This is a genomic window from uncultured Dechloromonas sp., assembly GCF_945957265.1.
Classification (GTDB): domain Bacteria; phylum Pseudomonadota; class Gammaproteobacteria; order Burkholderiales; family Rhodocyclaceae; genus Azonexus.
The window spans coordinates 15,123-31,375 of record NZ_CAMFKO010000044.1 but is presented as its reverse complement, the minus strand read 5'-3'; the positions used below and the strand labels follow the sequence as shown (position 1 = coordinate 31,375).

Annotated in this window: 18 protein-coding genes, 1 tRNA gene and 1 pseudogene; 8 read left to right on the top strand and 12 right to left on the bottom strand. The window is 62.8% G+C overall.

The window, feature by feature from the left end; all coding sequences use genetic code 11:
* Nucleotides 1–362: pseudogene (locus Q0P59_RS17700) on the top strand (glycine dehydrogenase (aminomethyl-transferring)); the annotation flags it as partial.
* Nucleotides 362–904: a DUF2946 family protein gene (locus Q0P59_RS17695; RefSeq protein WP_295008844.1), complete on the top strand. Its 543-nt coding sequence runs from the start codon at nucleotides 362–364 to the stop codon at nucleotides 902–904. The pseudogene Q0P59_RS17700 and the gene Q0P59_RS17695, both read left to right, overlap by 1 nt.
* Before the next feature lie 5 nt (nucleotides 905–909).
* On the opposite strand, the gene Q0P59_RS17690 is transcribed toward Q0P59_RS17695, so the two are convergent.
* The 7 genes from Q0P59_RS17690 to Q0P59_RS17660 form a co-directional block, all read right to left on the bottom strand.
* Nucleotides 910–1,923, bottom strand: a complete 1,014-nt coding sequence (locus tag Q0P59_RS17690) for a J domain-containing protein (protein WP_295008842.1) — start codon at nucleotides 1,921–1,923, stop codon at nucleotides 910–912.
* A gap of 56 nt (nucleotides 1,924–1,979) precedes the next feature.
* The gene (gene rfbC / locus Q0P59_RS17685) at nucleotides 1,980–2,516 is read right to left on the bottom strand and encodes a dTDP-4-dehydrorhamnose 3,5-epimerase (RefSeq protein ID WP_295008840.1); all 537 of its coding nucleotides are present in this window, start codon (nucleotides 2,514–2,516) and stop codon (nucleotides 1,980–1,982) included.
* A complete protein-coding gene (gene rfbA / locus Q0P59_RS17680) occupies nucleotides 2,516–3,394 on the bottom strand; it encodes a glucose-1-phosphate thymidylyltransferase RfbA (RefSeq protein ID WP_295008838.1) in 879 nt (292 codons plus the stop codon). Before rfbA ends, rfbC begins: the two co-directional genes overlap by 1 nt.
* Nucleotides 3,387–3,956 carry a sugar nucleotide-binding protein gene (locus Q0P59_RS17675; protein WP_295008836.1) on the bottom strand — a complete coding sequence of 190 codons (570 nt, stop codon included), beginning with the start codon at nucleotides 3,954–3,956 and terminating at the stop codon, nucleotides 3,387–3,389. The genes rfbA and Q0P59_RS17675 overlap by 8 nt, the downstream gene beginning before the upstream one ends.
* A 2-nt stretch (nucleotides 3,957–3,958) precedes the next feature.
* Nucleotides 3,959–5,020: a dTDP-glucose 4,6-dehydratase gene (gene rfbB, locus Q0P59_RS17670; RefSeq protein ID WP_295008834.1), complete on the bottom strand. Its 1,062-nt coding sequence runs from the start codon at nucleotides 5,018–5,020 to the stop codon at nucleotides 3,959–3,961.
* Between the two features lie 139 nt (nucleotides 5,021–5,159).
* A complete protein-coding gene (locus Q0P59_RS17665) occupies nucleotides 5,160–5,798 on the bottom strand; it encodes a YceH family protein (protein WP_295008831.1) in 639 nt (212 codons plus the stop codon).
* Nucleotides 5,795–6,445, bottom strand: coding sequence for a 3'-5' exonuclease (locus Q0P59_RS17660; protein ID WP_295008830.1), 651 nt, complete (start codon nucleotides 6,443–6,445; stop codon nucleotides 5,795–5,797). Before Q0P59_RS17660 ends, Q0P59_RS17665 begins: the two co-directional genes overlap by 4 nt.
* 81 nt (nucleotides 6,446–6,526) lie before the next feature.
* Between Q0P59_RS17660 and Q0P59_RS17655 the strand changes: the two genes are divergently transcribed.
* Nucleotides 6,527–6,781, top strand: coding sequence for a hypothetical protein (locus Q0P59_RS17655; protein ID WP_295008829.1), 255 nt, complete (start codon nucleotides 6,527–6,529; stop codon nucleotides 6,779–6,781).
* Nucleotides 6,774–7,046 (top strand): GIY-YIG nuclease family protein, encoded by a 273-nt coding sequence (locus Q0P59_RS17650; RefSeq protein WP_295008828.1) that lies wholly within the window; start codon nucleotides 6,774–6,776, stop codon nucleotides 7,044–7,046. Before Q0P59_RS17655 ends, Q0P59_RS17650 begins: the two co-directional genes overlap by 8 nt.
* A 45-nt stretch (nucleotides 7,047–7,091) precedes the next feature.
* Here Q0P59_RS17650 and Q0P59_RS17645 read toward each other — a convergent pair.
* From Q0P59_RS17645 to Q0P59_RS17635, 3 genes are all read right to left on the bottom strand, one after another.
* Nucleotides 7,092–7,184: transfer RNA gene (locus Q0P59_RS17645), tRNA-Ser, on the bottom strand.
* Between the two features lie 55 nt (nucleotides 7,185–7,239).
* A complete protein-coding gene (locus tag Q0P59_RS17640; RefSeq protein ID WP_295008827.1) occupies nucleotides 7,240–8,460 on the bottom strand; it encodes an aspartate kinase in 1,221 nt (406 codons plus the stop codon).
* Nucleotides 8,461–8,544: 84 nt separating this feature from the next.
* Nucleotides 8,545–9,471: a histone deacetylase family protein gene (locus Q0P59_RS17635; RefSeq protein ID WP_295008826.1), complete on the bottom strand. Its 927-nt coding sequence runs from the start codon at nucleotides 9,469–9,471 to the stop codon at nucleotides 8,545–8,547.
* Between the two features lie 120 nt (nucleotides 9,472–9,591).
* Here Q0P59_RS17635 and Q0P59_RS17630 point away from each other — a divergent pair, with 120 nt between their 5' ends.
* From Q0P59_RS17630 to mltB, 4 genes are read left to right on the top strand one after another with little or no spacing between them, the layout of a single operon-like run.
* Nucleotides 9,592–10,539 (top strand): MoxR family ATPase, encoded by a 948-nt coding sequence (locus Q0P59_RS17630; RefSeq protein WP_295008825.1) that lies wholly within the window; start codon nucleotides 9,592–9,594, stop codon nucleotides 10,537–10,539.
* Between the two features lie 3 nt (nucleotides 10,540–10,542).
* Nucleotides 10,543–11,508, top strand: coding sequence for a DUF58 domain-containing protein (locus Q0P59_RS17625; RefSeq protein ID WP_295008824.1), 966 nt, complete (start codon nucleotides 10,543–10,545; stop codon nucleotides 11,506–11,508).
* Entirely contained in the window at nucleotides 11,505–13,445 is a 1,941-nt protein-coding gene (locus tag Q0P59_RS17620; protein WP_295008823.1) for a DUF3488 and transglutaminase-like domain-containing protein, read from the top strand. Before Q0P59_RS17625 ends, Q0P59_RS17620 begins: the two co-directional genes overlap by 4 nt.
* Nucleotides 13,442–14,488 (top strand): lytic murein transglycosylase B, encoded by a 1,047-nt coding sequence (mltB, locus tag Q0P59_RS17615; protein ID WP_295008822.1) that lies wholly within the window; start codon nucleotides 13,442–13,444, stop codon nucleotides 14,486–14,488. Before Q0P59_RS17620 ends, mltB begins: the two co-directional genes overlap by 4 nt.
* Here mltB and rpoS read toward each other — a convergent pair.
* Complete coding sequence (gene rpoS, locus Q0P59_RS17610) at nucleotides 14,451–15,380, bottom strand: RNA polymerase sigma factor RpoS (RefSeq protein WP_295008821.1); 930 nt, start codon at nucleotides 15,378–15,380, stop codon at nucleotides 14,451–14,453. The two genes, mltB and rpoS, sit on opposite strands and share 38 nt — an antisense overlap.
* The gene (locus Q0P59_RS17605) at nucleotides 15,377–16,222 is read right to left on the bottom strand and encodes a peptidoglycan DD-metalloendopeptidase family protein (protein WP_295008820.1); all 846 of its coding nucleotides are present in this window, start codon (nucleotides 16,220–16,222) and stop codon (nucleotides 15,377–15,379) included. The genes rpoS and Q0P59_RS17605 overlap by 4 nt, the downstream gene beginning before the upstream one ends.
* Nucleotides 16,223–16,253 lie beyond the last annotated feature (31 nt).

Sequence of the window (16,253 nt, the reverse complement as noted above, 5' to 3'; positions counted from 1 at the left end):
TCCATGCGCCGACGGTGTCCTTCCCGGTGGCCGGCACGATCATGGTCGAGCCGACGGAATCCGAATCGAAGGCCGAACTGGACCGCTTCATCGCGGCCCTGATCAGCATCCGCGAGGAAATCCGCCAGATCGAGAACGGCGTGTGGACAGCCGACAACAATCCGCTGAAGAATGCCCCGCATTCCCAGGCGGACGTCATGGATGCCGACTGGCAGCACCCGTACAGCCGTCAGCAGGCCGTCTTCCCGTTGCCCTGGGTGGCGGCCAACAAGTTCTGGCCGAGCGTCAATCGCATCGACGATGTGTATGGCGACCGCAACCTGAACTGCGCCTGCCCGCCGATGGAAGCCTACGAAAGCTGATGCCGGTCGATCTCTCAGCCATCGCCAAGTGGCCCAACGTTCCCGCCTGTTACGACTGGTTGTCGCTCGACCGGCGGGGCGACTGGCGATTGCAGGGAGAGCGCGTCACGCACCGCGGCCTGATCGAGTTCATGAACCGGCAGTACGGTTCTGACGCGTCGGGTCGCTGGTTCGTGCAGAACGGCCCGCAGCGGGTTTTCGTCGCCCTCGCCGCAACGCCCTGGATATTCCGGCGCGACGGCAACGCTTTCGTCAGCCATACGGGGCAGCCTGCCGATACGGTGAAAGCCATCTACCTCGACGAAGGCGGGAGCATCGTGCTGGAAACAGACCTTGGCATCGGCCTGCTCGACGACCGGGAATTGGCCGCTTTCCTCGCCGAATGTCGCGATCCGGATGGCCAGCCAGCCGGCGAAGAGGCATTCATTGAGCTGATGAGCAGCGGCTCCGGCACTGTTTTCTGGAACACCCATCGCCTGCAGGCCATCGCTGCCGATGACCTCCCAAGGCGCTTCGGCTTCGACCCGGCACCGCGCCCCTGAGGCGCTCAGTCCGCCAGATGGGCGGCGCGCCAGCCGGCGATTTCCGGCATCGCTTCCGCCGCATCGTCGAGCAAGGCCGCATCGGCCTGCAACAACAGCTTGCGCTGCCTGGCCCCCAGCTTGGCCGGGAATACCGGCAGCAGTTCGACCAGCATGTCTCCCGCCGCATGCCTTCCCCGCCCCGGATAGCCCTTGCCCGGCAAACGCAGCGAACGACGCTCGGCCGCGCCGGTCGCCAGCGCATGCCGGAAAATACCGCTCAAGGAAGGCAAGTCGATGTCGGCGCCGGCCATCATCGCCAGCGCGCTGACCGGCATCGAGAAATGCAGGTCGCGGCCGTTCAGCCGGTAGAGCGGATGCGAACGGATGACCAGGGTGAGGTACAGGTCGCCGGCCTGCAACGCGTCGTCGCCCGGCTCGCCCTGCCCGGCCAGGCGCAGTTCGTCGCCCGGCAGCATGCCCGGCGGAATGGTGATTTCCAGGCTGACATCGTCGGCATCCCGGCCGCTGCCGCCGCAATCGGGACAAATCCGTTCGGTAAACAAGCCGCGCCCGCCACAGTCCCCGCAGCGCACCAACACCCGGTCGGCATTGTGGACGCGGCCGCTGCCGTGGCAGGCATCGCAGAAACGGGTCCGCGACATGCCGGCCTCGCCGCTGCCTGCGCAGGTCGCACAAGGCTTGCCGCGTGAATAATGAATCGGTTTGCGGCACCCGGCGGCTCCCTCATCCAGGTTGACCTCGATGTTCAAACGAATATCCGCGGCCTTCGCGACATCCTGCTCAGCCGTGGCCTCCGGCGCCTCGTCCGCACGGGATTCCTCGTCGACGACCTCCGGATCGTCGGCAGTCGTCAGCCGCTCGTAAGCCGCATTGATTTCCTTGAAACGCTCCGTCGCCTGCGGATCGTCATTGCGATCCGGATGCCAGCGCATGGCCAGGCGGCGATAGGCGCGCTTCCAGTCGGCCGGTGCAGAATCCTTGGCGAGGCCGAGAACACGAAAGGGATCAATTTCCATTGCCGGAAAACTCACCCCCGAATCCGACTCCGCTTGGGCCGATCACGCAATATTGCTTACTCCGCATTGCGGAAGGCGAGCCCGGCAGCATCCTTGGCCGACAGCAACGGACATCCGCTGATCGGCCAGTCGATACCCAGATCCGGGTCATTCCAGGCGATACAGCGTTCATGCTCCGGCGCATAGTAATCAGTGGTCTTGTAGAGAAACTCCGCCGTTTCGGAAAGCACGACAAAACCATGTGCCAGCCCTGCCGGAACCCATAGCTGTTTCTTGTTTTCTGCCGAGAGAATTTCTCCAACCCACTGACCGTAGGTTTTCGAGCCCTTACGTATATCGACCGCCACATCAAAAACCTCGCCCTGGGTAACGCGGACCAGCTTTCCCTGTGGGCATTGGACCTGATAATGCAAACCGCGCAGGGCATTGCGGGCCGATTTGGAGTGGTTGTCCTGGACGAAATCGATGTTCAGCCCGGTCGCTTCGCGAAAGGCACGCAGGTTGAAGCTCTCGAAGAAGAATCCGCGTTCGTCACCGAAGACCTTCGGCTCAATGCTGAGTACATCCGGAATCTGGGTGGGCGTGACCTTCATCAGAATACTTTCTCCTTGAGGATGCTCATCAGGTACTGGCCATACGGGTTCTTCAGCATCGGCTGCGCCAGTTTTTCCAGGTGGATGGCGTCAATCCAAGCCTTGCGATAGGCAATCTCTTCCGGACAGGCCACTTTCAGCCCCTGGCGTTTCTCGATGGTGGCGATGAACTGGCTGGCATCGAGCAAGCTTTCATGCGTACCTGTATCCAGCCAGGCGTGGCCACGACCCATGACCTGAACATTCAGTTGCTGGCGTTCCAGATAGATACGGTTCACATCGGTGATTTCCAGCTCGCCGCGTGGCGACGGCTTAAGATCGCGGGCAATATCGAGCACCTGGTTGTCGTAGAAATAAAGACCTGTGACCGCGTAATTGGATTTGGGCACCTTGGGTTTTTCTTCCAGGCCGATTGCGTGCCCAGCACCATCGAACTCGACCACGCCATAACGCTCGGGATCATGCACATGATAAGCAAAGACCGTTGCGCCATCTGTTTGTGCATCGGCCGCTCGCAGATCATTGGCAAACTCGTGGCCGTAGAAAATGTTGTCGCCAAGGACCAAAGCGCTGCCGCCATGGCCAACGAATTGGCGACCGATGATGAATGCTTGGGCCAATCCGTCCGGGCTGGGCTGGATTGCATATTGCAGGTTGAGCCCCCACTGACTGCCGTCACCCAGCAATTGCTGAAAGCGCGGAGTATCTTGCGGCGTCGAAATGATCAGGATGTCACGAATACCAGCCAACATCAGCGTGGTCAGCGGGTAGTAGATCATCGGCTTGTCGTGTATTGGCAGCAGTTGCTTGGAAACCGCCAAGGTGACCGGGTAGAGGCGGGTACCGGAACCACCTGCCAGGATGATGCCCTTACGCATGCAATGTCCTTAAATCAAAGAATCTGGAGCAAACATGATCCAGTCCGCTTTGCCACCTCGGTAATTCCAGCCCGAAAGTCTGGCGGAGGTGGCTGGTGTCGAGCCGAGAATTGCTTGGCCGAGGAATCGGCAATGGGTAATCGGCCGTAGCGATCGTCAGCCCCCGCTCACCGACCAGGTTGGTCTTTCCATACGCACCTTGCTGCTTGGAGAGGTCATTTTCAGAATACGCTCCATCCTTGGCGCCATGGAAAACATAATCAGTCGAGTAATGAACAACCAGAGCCCCGCGCCGAACCGCTTCATCGCCCAAGACGCCCGGAGCGACTCCGTCGATGGCTTGCGCCAGCTCCTGCTCCGACTCAGCCCGGTCCACCGCGGTGTACGCCGCAGGATTGACGATGACGCTGGGCTCCACACCGGCCAGCAACCGATGTATGGCATCCGGATTCGCCAGATCGCAATCATGCTGGTCTACAGCGACCACTTCGCCCAATGGTGCCAACGCGCGCTGCAACTCGAAACCGACCTGGCCATTTTTGCCGGTAAGAATAATCCGCATGTTCAGGCCCCGTACTGCTTGCCAAGCCACTCGCGGTAAGCACCGCTCGTCACGTTGGTCACCCAGGCCTGATTGTCCAGATACCAACGAACCGTCTTGCGAATCCCGGTTTCGAAAGTTTCAGCCGGCTTCCAGCCCAGCTCACGTTCAATTTTGGTCGCATCAATGGCGTAACGGCGGTCGTGTCCCGGCCTATCCTTCACGTAAGTAATCTGCTCCTTGTACGGCTTGCCATCGCCCCGCGGGCTGAGGTCATCCAGGATGGCACAAAGCGTATGCACGACTTCGAGGTTCGGCTTCTCGTTCCAGCCACCGATATTGTAGGTCTCGCCCAGACGGCCGGCTTCCAGTACCCGGCGGATGGCGCTGCAGTGATCCTTGACATACAACCAGTCGCGAATCTGCTGGCCATCGCCATAAATAGGCAGCGGCTTACCGGCCAGCGCATTATGGATGACCAGCGGAATCAATTTTTCCGGAAAATGATACGGCCCGTAGTTGTTCGAACAGTTGGTCGTCAATACCGGCAGACCATAGGTATGGTGATAGGCCCGCACCAAATGGTCACTGGCCGCCTTGCTGGCCGAATACGGGCTGTTCGGCTCGTAGCGGTTGCTTTCGCTGAAGGCGGGGTCATCCTTTTCCAGCGAACCGTATACTTCGTCGGTCGACACATGCAGAAAGCGGAAAGCCGCCTTCGCGTCACCCTCCAGGGCTCCTCCCCAATAGGCGCGCACCGCTTCCAGCAAGCGAAAGGTGCCGACGATATTGGTCTGGATGAAATCTTCCGGACCATGAATACTGCGATCCACATGCGATTCCGCCGCGAAGTTAACCACCGCACGCGGCTTGTACCTTGCGAGCAGGCTGGCAACCAGATCGAAATCGCCGATATCGCCCTTGACGAAAAGATGGCGCGCATCGCCTTCAAGTGATGCCAGGTTCTCCAGATTGCCGGCGTAAGTCAAAGCATCCAGATTGAGCACTACCTCGTCGCACTGAGCCAGCCAATCAAGAACAAAATTACTGCCGATGAAGCCGGCTGCGCCGGTGACGAGAATCATGCCTTCCTCTCGAAGTGCAACAAAACAATAATGGATATCTAATTACGGTCGCCAAACCGCCATTATCCCGCACTCATCTATCCTATGTAAGCGCGAACTGAAAAAACACCGACCCAATGTCGCGCCAGCTTGCTGCAAATTAGTTTCTGTCCAGTATTAAGCGACGTAATTCGGCCACCTCGGCCTCCAGGATTGCGACCCGTGAGCGCAGCTCATCGATGTCAGTATTGGATGCAGCAACAGCCCTGCCACCAGCCGCGCTAGACTCCATGGTCGACTGTCCGCTAAGCAGGTGCATCCAGCGGTTCTCCCGCGCTCCCGGCAAGCGTGGCAACTCAACGACCAATGCGCCATCGTTACGAGCAGCGAGTTCCTCCAGAAAAGCCTCGACCGACGAGATATCGGCAAAGCGATGCAGGCGCTCGCAATTCAACCTCAACTCACCGGCCGTCTGCGGCCCGCGCAGCATCAACACGGCCAGCAAGGCGGAGGCCTGGCTCGGCACGCCAAGCACTTTTTCCAGCAGATGCTCGAAACGGCTGACCCGGCTGCCGCTGACCTCACGCACCAGACCGCGCTCCCTCAGGGCGTCGAGCGCTACGAGAATCTCGGCCTCCCCCGTTTCGAGCACCGGGTTCCGGCTTGTTTTCTGGTTGCAGCCGGATTGCAGGGCATTGACCGACAGCGGATAGGTATCCGGCACCGTGCGCTGCTTTTCGAGCAGCGTTCCAAGAATGCGGGTTTCAAGCAGCGTGAGTTCGGGCAGCGAATCGATCATGGCTTATCCAGAGTGTTGGTGGAGTGCATCGGGATTGCGTCCTTGCGCGAGGTATCGCGCAACCAGGCATGGTAGATCTTCAAGGCCACATGGGCGTCATTGGCGGCGTACAGCACCTGGCGCTCGTCCAGACGCCGGCTGGCCCAGTTGCTGGTCCCCAGCTTCTTCGACTTGATCAGCTTCTCTCCGAAGTAATGGGCCACGGCCACCTTGGCGCCCACGGTTCCGCGATGCCCCGGGCCGCGCAGAATCTCGCCGAGATCGAGCACGTTGTTCAACTTGATCCCCATGCGCGAGCTCAAGGCACTGCGATCGTTACCCAAGCCGAAACCGACCTTGATGACAGCCCGGCTTTCCAGCACTTCCTTGACGACCCCATGGGTCGCCTCGCACCAAACCGGAAAGAGATAGACCTGCCGCTCGACAGCCAGTTGTATCAAATGAGGCCCGGTGGAAATCTCGCCCTTGCGAAAGGTCGGCTTGGACTCCGTATCGAAACCGACAACCGCTGCCGCCAGCAGGGCAGCGCCGGCCGATTCGGCCTTGTCCGGGCTATCGACCACGGTCACTTCCACCATCGAGATGCCTCGATAAATCGGCAATTCGCTCTCGGCAATCTGGCGACGACTGAACACCACGTCGCTCATCGCACGGCTTTCCGGCAACGATCGTTCGACGCCCACAAATCCATCGCGGTATCCTTCGCTTTTTTAAACAGACGCCAGTGTATGGGATCACACCGCCAGCCCGGTATTTTTGCTCGACTTTCCGCGCGCCTGTTCCGCAAACCGGAAGCGCCCGGCGATTATGATCGCGCCCGAAGCCTGATCGCGGCGATCGACCGCGGGGGCATTCCCCTCAACGCCGCCAGAATCAACGCCATCGCCCGCGACCTGGGCCTGGAGGTTTCCCCCAGGGCGCAGCCCGACGAGACGGTTCAGCGCATCCGCGACGCCCTGGCCCGGGCCCCGGACCATGACTAGCAAGACCTGGTTCCTGTACATGATCGAATGCACGGACGGCAGCCTTTACACCGGCATCGCCGTCGATGTCGAGGCGCGCTACGCGGCCCACTGCAAGGGCACTGGCGCCCGCTACACCCGCTCGCACCCACCGGCCCGCCTGATCGGCTGCGAAGCCCACCCTGACCGCTCGTCGGCCTCCAAGGCGGAATATCGAATCAAGCGCCTGAGCACCATCGAAAAACGCCGCTACGCCGCAGCACTGACGGAAAAGCCGACCCCCTGAAAACAAAAAAGCGTCCCGGAGGACGCTTGTTTGCAGTTGCAGCACTGGCGGAGACGGAGGGATTCGAACCCTCGATGCAGGTTTTGCCCGCATGCTCCCTTAGCAGGGGAGTGCCTTCGACCTCTCGGCCACGTCTCCAGTCCCGCTACAACGAGGCGCGGATGATATAGGCTCCGCGCCCTTTGGTCAAACCTTACTGATCGAGACCGAAGGTGCGGTGCAGCACGCGCACGGCCAGCTCCAGGTATTTCTCGTCGATGACGACGGAAATCTTGATCTCGGAGGTCGAGATCATCTGGATGTTGATGCCTTCGTCAGCCAGGGCCTTGAACATCTTGGAGGCGACGCCCGGGTGGGAGCGCATGCCGACGCCGACGGCCGAGACCTTGCAGATCTTGTTGTCGCCAGTGATCTCGCGAGCACCCAGGTTGGCCTTGGTGGCTTCGAGGATGCCCTGCGCCTTGGCGAAGTCGCCACGGTTGACGGTGAAGGAGAAGTCGGTCGTGCCGTCATGGCCGACGTTCTGGATGATCATGTCGACGTCGATGTTGGCGTCGGCGATGGCACCGAGAATTTGATAGGCGATGCCCGGGGTATCCGGAACGCCGAGCATGGTCAGCTTGGCTTCGTCGCGATTGAAGGCGATACCGGAGATGATCGGTTGTTCCATGTTCTTGTCTTCCTCAACAGTGATCAGCGTGCCTTCCCCTTCGTCCTGGAAGCTGGAAAGAACGCGCAGTTTGACCTTGTACTTGCCGGCGAATTCGACCGAGCGGATCTGCAGCACCTTGGAGCCGAGGCTGGCCATTTCCAGCATTTCCTCGAAGGTGATGGTGTCGAGCTTCTTGGCTTCCGGCACGACGCGCGGGTCGGTCGTGTAGACGCCATCGACGTCGGTGTAGATCTGGCACTCGTCGGCCTTCAGCGCGGCAGCCAGCGCGACGCCGGAGGTATCGGAACCGCCGCGGCCGAGCGTGGTGATATTGCCGTCGGCATCGACACCCTGGAAACCGGCGACGACGACAACCTTGCCTTCGTCGAGGTCGCGACGCATGTTGCTTTCGTCGATCGACAGGATGCGCGCCTTGGTGAAGGTGCTGTCGGTCAAAACCTTGACCTGGCCGCCGGTGTAGCTGCGGGCCGGGACGCCGATGCCCTTCAGGGCCATCGACAGCAGGCCGATGGTGACCTGCTCGCCGGTCGCACAGATCTGGTCCAGCTCGCGCGGGTCCGGGCTGGCCTGAACTTCCTTGGCCAGTGCGATCAGCTTGTTGGTTTCGCCGCTCATTGCGGAAACGACCACCACGACCTGGTGGCCCTGCGCGTGGAACTTGGCTACGCGCTTGGCGACGTTTTTGATGCGCTCGGGGTTGCCGACCGACGTGCCGCCGTATTTTTGAACAATCAACGCCATGGATTTATCCGGTTAAACGTTGCAAACATGAAAAAAGAGGCTGGATTTTACCCCAGCCTGCCCTTTTCCTAAAGGATTAAGCGCTTACAGATCGGCCAGCGAACGCAGATGTGCGCCGACGCTGCGGGCCAGCGAGGTCATCACGTAGCCGCCTTCGAGCATGGCGACGATGCGCTTGTCGCACATTTCGGCGGCCAGTTTCTTGAGATGGTCGGTCACCCAGGCATAGTCCTTTTCGAACAGCTTGAGCCCGCCCATGTCGTCCTCGTAATGCGCATCGAAACCGGCGGAGATGAGGATCATCTGCGGCTTGAATTCGCGCAGGCGCGGCGTCCACACCTGCATCACGGCATCGCGGAATTCCTCGCTGCCGCTCCCCGCCGCCAGCGGCACGTTGCACATGTTGGCTGCCGGCTTGTCGGTCCCGCTATAGGGGTAGAACGGGTGCTGGAAAATGCTGCACATCAATACCCGTTCATCTCCGGCAAAGCAGTCTTCCGTGCCATTGCCGTGGTGCACGTCGAAGTCGATGATGGCGACGCGCTCCAGGCCGTGGGCCTTGATGGCGTGCATCGCGGCGACACCGATGTTGTTGAAGAAGCAGAAGCCCATGGGCGTGGACTTTTCGCAGTGATGGCCCGGCGGGCGAACCGAGCAGAAGGCATTCTCGATTTCACCCTTCATGACGAGGTCGACGGCATGACAACCGGCGCCGGCGGAACGCAGCGCCGCCTGCCAGGTATGCGGATTCATGGCGGTATCGGGATCGAGATGGACGACGCCCATTTCGGGAGAGGCGCGCTTGATGCGCTCCAGGTGCGAAGCCGGGTGGACGCGCAGCAGTTGTTCGAAAGTGGCCAGCGGTGCGTCGTAATAGACGAAGTAGGCATCGATGCCCTGGGCGATCAGGTGATCGTTGATGGCGGTGAGACGTTGCGGGCATTCCGGGTGATGCGATCCCATATCGTGCAACTGGCAGTCACGATGGGTGATGAAGGCAGTGGTCGTCACTTGTTCTCTCTCTGCGAACCGGCGCACGAAGAGGCGCACGTCGAAATGCCATTATCGTCCCAATATATCGGCTGCTTCAAGCATTAGAATCGCGTAACGCTGCAACGACGGACATCGATGATGCTAAAAAGCAAAATTTCGGCGCTCACCAGCCCGCCTCAGCCTTTCGACCGGATACTGGGTGATGCCGGACAGATCATTCTCGGCAAGCACACCGAGATCAGGCTGGCCCTCTCCTGCCTGCTCGCCGGCGGCCATCTGCTGATCGAAGACTTGCCCGGCATGGGCAAGACGACGCTGGCCCACACGCTGGCCCGCCTGCTCGGGCTGCAATTCTCGCGCATCCAGTTCACCAGCGACCTGCTGCCGGCCGACATTACCGGCGTTTCGATCTTCGAACGCGACAAGAGCGAGTTCAGGTTCCTGCCCGGGCCGGTCTTCGCGCAACTGGTGCTGGCCGACGAGATCAATCGCGCCACGCCGAAAACCCAGAGCGCCCTGCTCGAGGCCATGGAGGAAGGCCAGGTCACCGCCGAGGGGCAGACCCGCCCGCTGCCGCGGCCGTTTTTTGTCATCGCCACGCAGAATCCGACGCACCAGATCGGCACCTTTCCCTTGCCCGAATCCCAACTCGACCGCTTCCTGATGCGCATCGAACTGGGCTACCCGGACCGTGGCGCCGAACGGGAACTGCTCGCCAGCGGCGGCCAGCGCCATCGCGCCGAGGCGCTGGTCAGCCGGATTTCGCCGGCCGAGCTACCGGCCGTTCAGCAGGCGGTGGCCAGGCTCCATGCGGCAGGCCCGCTCATCGACTACGTTCAGGCGCTGGTCGACGCGACACGTCACGATCCGGCGTTCCTGCATGGCCTGTCGCCCCGCGCCGGGCTGGCCCTGCTGTCGGCTGCCCGCGCCTGGGCCTGGCTGGACGGCCGGGACATGGTCATCCCTGACGACGTGCAAGCCGTGCTGCCGGCAGTGGCCCGCCACCGCCTGCGCACGGCACAGACCGGCGGCCACGCCCAAATGGAAGACATCGGGCGATTGATGCGCAGCGTCGCGATTCCCTGAGCCGTGAAGATCGCCGCCCAGGTCACGCCCTATCTCAAGCAGCTTCTTTTCCGCTGGAAGAGCGACGGCACGGGGCCGCTGCGCCTCGGCCAGCGGCGCATCTTCATCGTCCCGTCGCGCGGCGGCCTGCTCTTCGCGCTGGCCCTGGCCGTCATGCTGCTCGGCGCCATCAACTACAACCTGGCGCTGGGCCACGCCCTGGTCTTCCTGCTCGCCGGGCTGGGCATCGTCGGCATGATCCACACCTTTCGCAACCTGTTCGGCCTGATCGTCACGCCGGGACGTTGCGAGCCCGTCTTTGCCGGTGAGACGGCATTTTTCCCGCTCTCGCTCGACAATGACCGGACGGCCCCGCGCCTGGCGCTCGAACTGGCCGCCGACGCCGCCCTTCCCGTCGGAGCGGCCATAGAAGGCCTGGGCAAGACCCGGGTTCGTGTGCCGCTGCCGGCGCATCGCCGTGGCTGGCTGGCCTTGCCGCGGGTGCGCCTGGCAACCCGCTACCCGCTGGGCTTGTTTACCGCCTGGTCCTATCTTCAGCCGGAGATGCGCTGCCTGGTCTACCCGCAACCGGTTGCGGCGCCGCTGCCGATGGCGGGCACCAGCCATTGGGGCGGCGAACTGCACGGCGACGGCGGGCAAGAGGATTTTGCCGGATTCCGCGACAGGCAGCCTGCCGATTCGCCACGCCACGTCGCCTGGAAAGCCAGCGCCCGCAATGCTGGCGAAGGACCGCTGCTGATCAAGGCGTTCGCCGGCGGCGCCCAAAGCAAGCTGGTTTTCGAGTGGCAACACACCGCGCCTGAACTGTCGGACGAAATACGCCTCGGCATGCTGACCGGATGGATACTCGCCGCCGAGGCTGCCGGCAGTTCCTACGGCCTGCGCCTCCCCCATCTGTCCCTGCCGCCCGGGCGCGGCAGCCGGCACTGCCAGCAATGCCTCGAGGCGCTGGCCCTGTTCCCTTCATGAGCACGCGCCCCGACCAGGCGCTCGACCGGCAGGCAACGCCCTGGCTATTTGCGTGCGCCATCGCCACCGCGCTACCGCATGTGACGCATCAGGCTGCCTGGCTGAGCGCCGCGACCCTGCTCTTGCTCGGCTGGGCGGTGCGCCTGTGGTGGAAAAACGAACGCCTGCCCGGCCGCTGGCTGCTGATCCTGCTCGTGGTAGCCGGCTGCGGCGGCATCCTGATCGAATTCCGCACGCTGTTCGGACGCGATGCCGGCGTCGCCATGCTGGTGGTTTTCATGGCGATGAAGCTGCTCGAACTGAAGTCGCGGCGGGATGCCATGGTCGTCGTCGTGCTCGGTTACTTCCTGCTGCTCACGCACTATCTCTACTCCCAGAGCATCCCGACCGGCATCTGGCTGCTCTTCGCGCTCTGGCTGCTGACCGCCACCCTGGTTCGCCTGCATGGCGGCGCATCGGGCACCGCCGGCGCGAGCCTGCGTTACGCGGCCAGGCTGTGCCTGCAGGCCGTTCCGTTCATGCTCGTGCTCTATGTTCTGTTTCCCCGGATATCCGGCCCGCTGTGGGGGCTCCCGTCGGACGCGCATGCCGGCATGACCGGCCTGTCCGACACCATGTCGCCCGGCAGCATTTCCCGCCTGGCGCAGAGCGCCGACATCGCCTTTCGCGCCCGCTTCGCCGGCCAGCCGCCGGCCAGGCACAAGCTCTATTGGCGCGGCCCGGTTCTGGAGAGTTTCGACGGCACGACCTGGCGCCCGCACATCGGCCAGGGCGCCGCGGCCGTACTGGACAAGCTGTCTGCCCCCGTCCGCTATGAACTGACCCTGGAACCACACAATCAGCGCTGGATACTGGCTCTCGATGCGCCGGTCCATCTGCCCGACGGCCTGTTCCTGAACACCGCCCTCGCGGCAAACCAGCGCCAGCCAGTCACCGAGCGGCAGCGTTTCCGGCTGGCCGCCAGCCTCGACTATCGTTTCAATGTTGTCGAGGATGCGCGGACCCTGCAACGCAACCTGGGCATACCGGGGGCAGCGAATCCGAAGGCCCGCGCCCTGGCGCTTGGCTGGCGGCAAACCGGCGGCGGGCCGCAGGAGATCATTCGCAAGGCGCAAGACCTGTTTGCCGCCGAATTCACCTACACCCTGCAACCGCCCCTCCTCGGCCCGGACGGAATCGACGAATTCCTGTTCGCGACCCGCCGCGGCTTCTGCGAACACTATGCCGGCGCCTTTGTCTTCCTGATGCGGGCGGCCGGCATCCCGGCCCGCGTCGTCACCGGCTACCAGGGCGGGGAATTCAATCCGCTCGATGAACATCTGGTCGTCAGGCAGTCCGATGCCCACGCCTGGGCGGAGGTCTGGCTCGACGGGCAGGGATGGTTGCGCGTCGATCCGACAGCCTCGGTCTCGCCCGCCCGCATCGAAACCGGAATCGTCGACGCCCTGGCCTTTGGCGAACCCCTGCCCGCCCTCGTGCAGCTGCGCGCCGACTGGCTGCGCAACCTGCGTTATCGCTGGGAAGCCGTCAATAACGCCTGGAATCAACACATCCTGGGCTACGACCCGCAACGCCAGCGCGAACTCCTGTCCCGCCTCGGCCTCCCCGAAACCGACTGGCGCAGCCTGGCGACGCTGCTCGGCATCGCCTGCAGCCTGCTGGTTGCTGCCATGACGGCGTGGACGCTCCATCAACGACCGCGCATCGACCCGGCCCTCCGGCTCTGGCAAAAAGCTCTGCGCCAACTGGCCCGAAGACAGGTACACTGCGCGCCCTGGGAAACGCCGATGGCATTGGCGCAGCGTGTGCGGGAACAACATCCGGCGCTGGGCGAACCTTTCCAGAATGTCGTCGATGCCTACCTTCGGGTCCGCTACGGCGACGCCAACGACAACCTGACCCCACTGCGCGAGGCCGTCGCGCGACTCCGACGATGAATTTCAAACTCAAGAACATCCTGGCCGCCCTGCTCCTCATGTCGACCGCACTGCCGGGCCACGCCGGCACGCAGGTCGCCAGCTTTGCCGACGAACCGGCCGTCATCGACTTCGCCCGCGACCTGGAACAGCGCCACGGCTTCAATGCCGACACCCTGCTCGCCCAGTTCGCCCAGACCCGCCCGAACGCCAAGGTGCTGCAGCTCATCAAGCCGCCGAGCTCGCCGCTGCAACGCTCGTGGGAACGCTATCGGCCGCGCTTCCTGAACGATCGCCGCATCGATGGCGGCGTGCGTTTCTGGCAGGAAAACAAGGCACAACTCGTCAAGGCCGGCGCGCTGTATGGCGTGCCGCCGGAAATCATCGTTGCCATCATCGGCGTCGAAACGGAATACGGGCGCAATACCGGCGGCTTCCGGGTCCTCGAAGCGCTGGCCACCCTCGCCTTCAAATACCCGCCCCGCGCCGAGTTTTTCCGTACCGAGCTTGAGCAATTCCTGCTTCTCTCCCGGGAAAACAACCTCGACCCGCTGGCCGTGAAGGGCTCTTTTGCCGGCGCCATCGGCATCCCGCAATTCATGCCCGGCAGCCAGCGCCGCTATGCCGTCGACTTCGACGGCGACCAGCGCGTCGATCTCGGCAACAGCGTCGACGACGCCATCGGCAGCGTCGCCCGTTTTCTCGAGCAACACGGCTGGCAAGCCGGACAGCCTATCGCCGTCCCCGCCGCAACGAATGGTGCGCCCGATCCGGCACTGCTCCAGGCCGGCATCCGTCCGAGCCTGAAGGCCGACGAACTGGCCGCCAAAGGCGTTCGTGCCGAAACCGATCCGCAAGGCACGGTCGCCCTGATCGACCTGGTATCGCCCAACAAGGAAACGGAATACTGGCTGGGTTTCGAGAATTTCTACGTGATCACCCGCTACAACCGCTCGACCTTCTATGCGATGTCGGTTTTCCAGCTCGGCGAGGAAATCCGCAACCGGCTGTGCGCCCAGCTGCCGGCTACAGCAGAGAATCGCGCGAGATATTGCCGCGCTTGACGATCTTGCGCAGGCGATCCAGTCCCTCGATCTGGATCTGGCGGACCCGTTCGCGGGTCAGGCCGAGGTCGGTGGCAATCGCATCCAGCGTCGCCACATCGGCGCCGTTGAGGCCGTAGCGGCGCTCGATCACCGAGCGCTGACGCTCCGAAAGCTGCCCCAGCCAGTCATCGACCAGTGAGCCGATTTCGCTGACCTGGAGCAGCGACTCCGGGTCGGCACCGCTATCGTCGGCAATGTTCTCGCCTATCGTATGGTTGGGATCGATTTCCAGCGGCGCATCGAGCGATGCGATGTGTTCGTTGAGCGACAGGATGCGGCGCACGTCGTCGACCGGCCGGTCGATCAGCGCCGCCACGCGCTCCACCGTCGAATCGCGCTTGTCCTCGGCCTCCAGATGCCGCATGGCGCGGAGCACGACGTTGATTTCCTTGACGATATGGACCGGCAGCCGGATGGTCCGCGACTGGTTCATGATGCCGCGCTCGATATTCTGGCGTATCCACCAGGTCGCGTAGGTCGAAAACCGGAAGCCGCGCTCCGGATCGAATTTTTCCAGCGCATGGATCAAGCCGAGATTGCCCTCCTCGACCAGGTCAAGCAAGGGAATGCCGCGATTCAGGTAATGCTTGGCAATATTCACGACCAGCCGCAGGTTGTGCTCGATCATGCGCTGGCGGGCGGAAAAATCGCCCTGGCGCACCAGCCGCGAAGTGGCCAGTTCCTCTTCCGGCGTCAGCAGCGGCTTGGCGCCGATTTCCGTCAGGTAAAGCTGTGTGACATCCTCGAGCAGCTCGATTTCCGGCGCCACGACCTCAGGTTCCGGCGGCAACAGCGATTCGTCGGGTTGCCCCTCGAAATCCCCCTCGATGTTGTCGCCGCTCTCGCTCATCGCTTCGGGAGATACGCCGAGGGATCGACCGGTTTGCCCTGCTTGCGGATTTCGAAGTGGAGCTTGACCGATTCGGAGTCGGTATTTCCCATTTCGGCGATTTTCTGGCCCCGGCCAACCTGCTGCCCTTCCTTGACCAGGATCTTGCGATTGTGCGCATAGGCCGACAGGAAGGTGGCGTTATGTTTGACGATCACCAGTTCCCCGAAGCCGCGCAAACCGCTTCCGGCATAAACCACCTTGCCGTCGCCCGCCGCGAGAACCGGATCGCCCGCCCGGCCTGCGAAATCCAGGCCCTTGTTGCCGGCGTCGCTGTACTGCGCCGTGACCTTGGCCGTGCTCGGCCACATCCAGGAGACATCGTCCGGGCCCGCTGGCGGCGTCGGCGCGGCAACCGGCGGCGGCGCCTCGGGCTTTGGCTCCGGCCTGGCTTCGACCGGCCGGGGCGCCTCGGCTTGCTTGTTGAGACGAGCATAGGCTTCGTCGGAATAAGGCTCCTTGCCGACGCGCGGTTCCCGCTTCAACGAACCCGAACTGGCGGCTACCGATGGCGCGGGCTGATCCAGCGATCGCGTCTCGACACCGGAGGCGGTGGCAATCGGCTTGCTCACCGCCCCGTCGGCCGGCTCGGCGGCACCCGGCGGAACGACCCTGAGCACCTGCCCTTCCTTGATTGCGGAAGGATTGGCAATAGTGTTCCAGGCGGCAATATCGCGATGATCCTGCCCATGATCAAGCGCGATACGATACAGCGTATCCCCTCGCTTGACCGTGTAGTAGCCCGGACCCAGCGGCTGCGCCGCAGCCGTCGAACGGGGCGCAGCCGTGCCCGCCCGGTCCACGGCAGGCGCCGGTTGCTGGGATAGACATCCG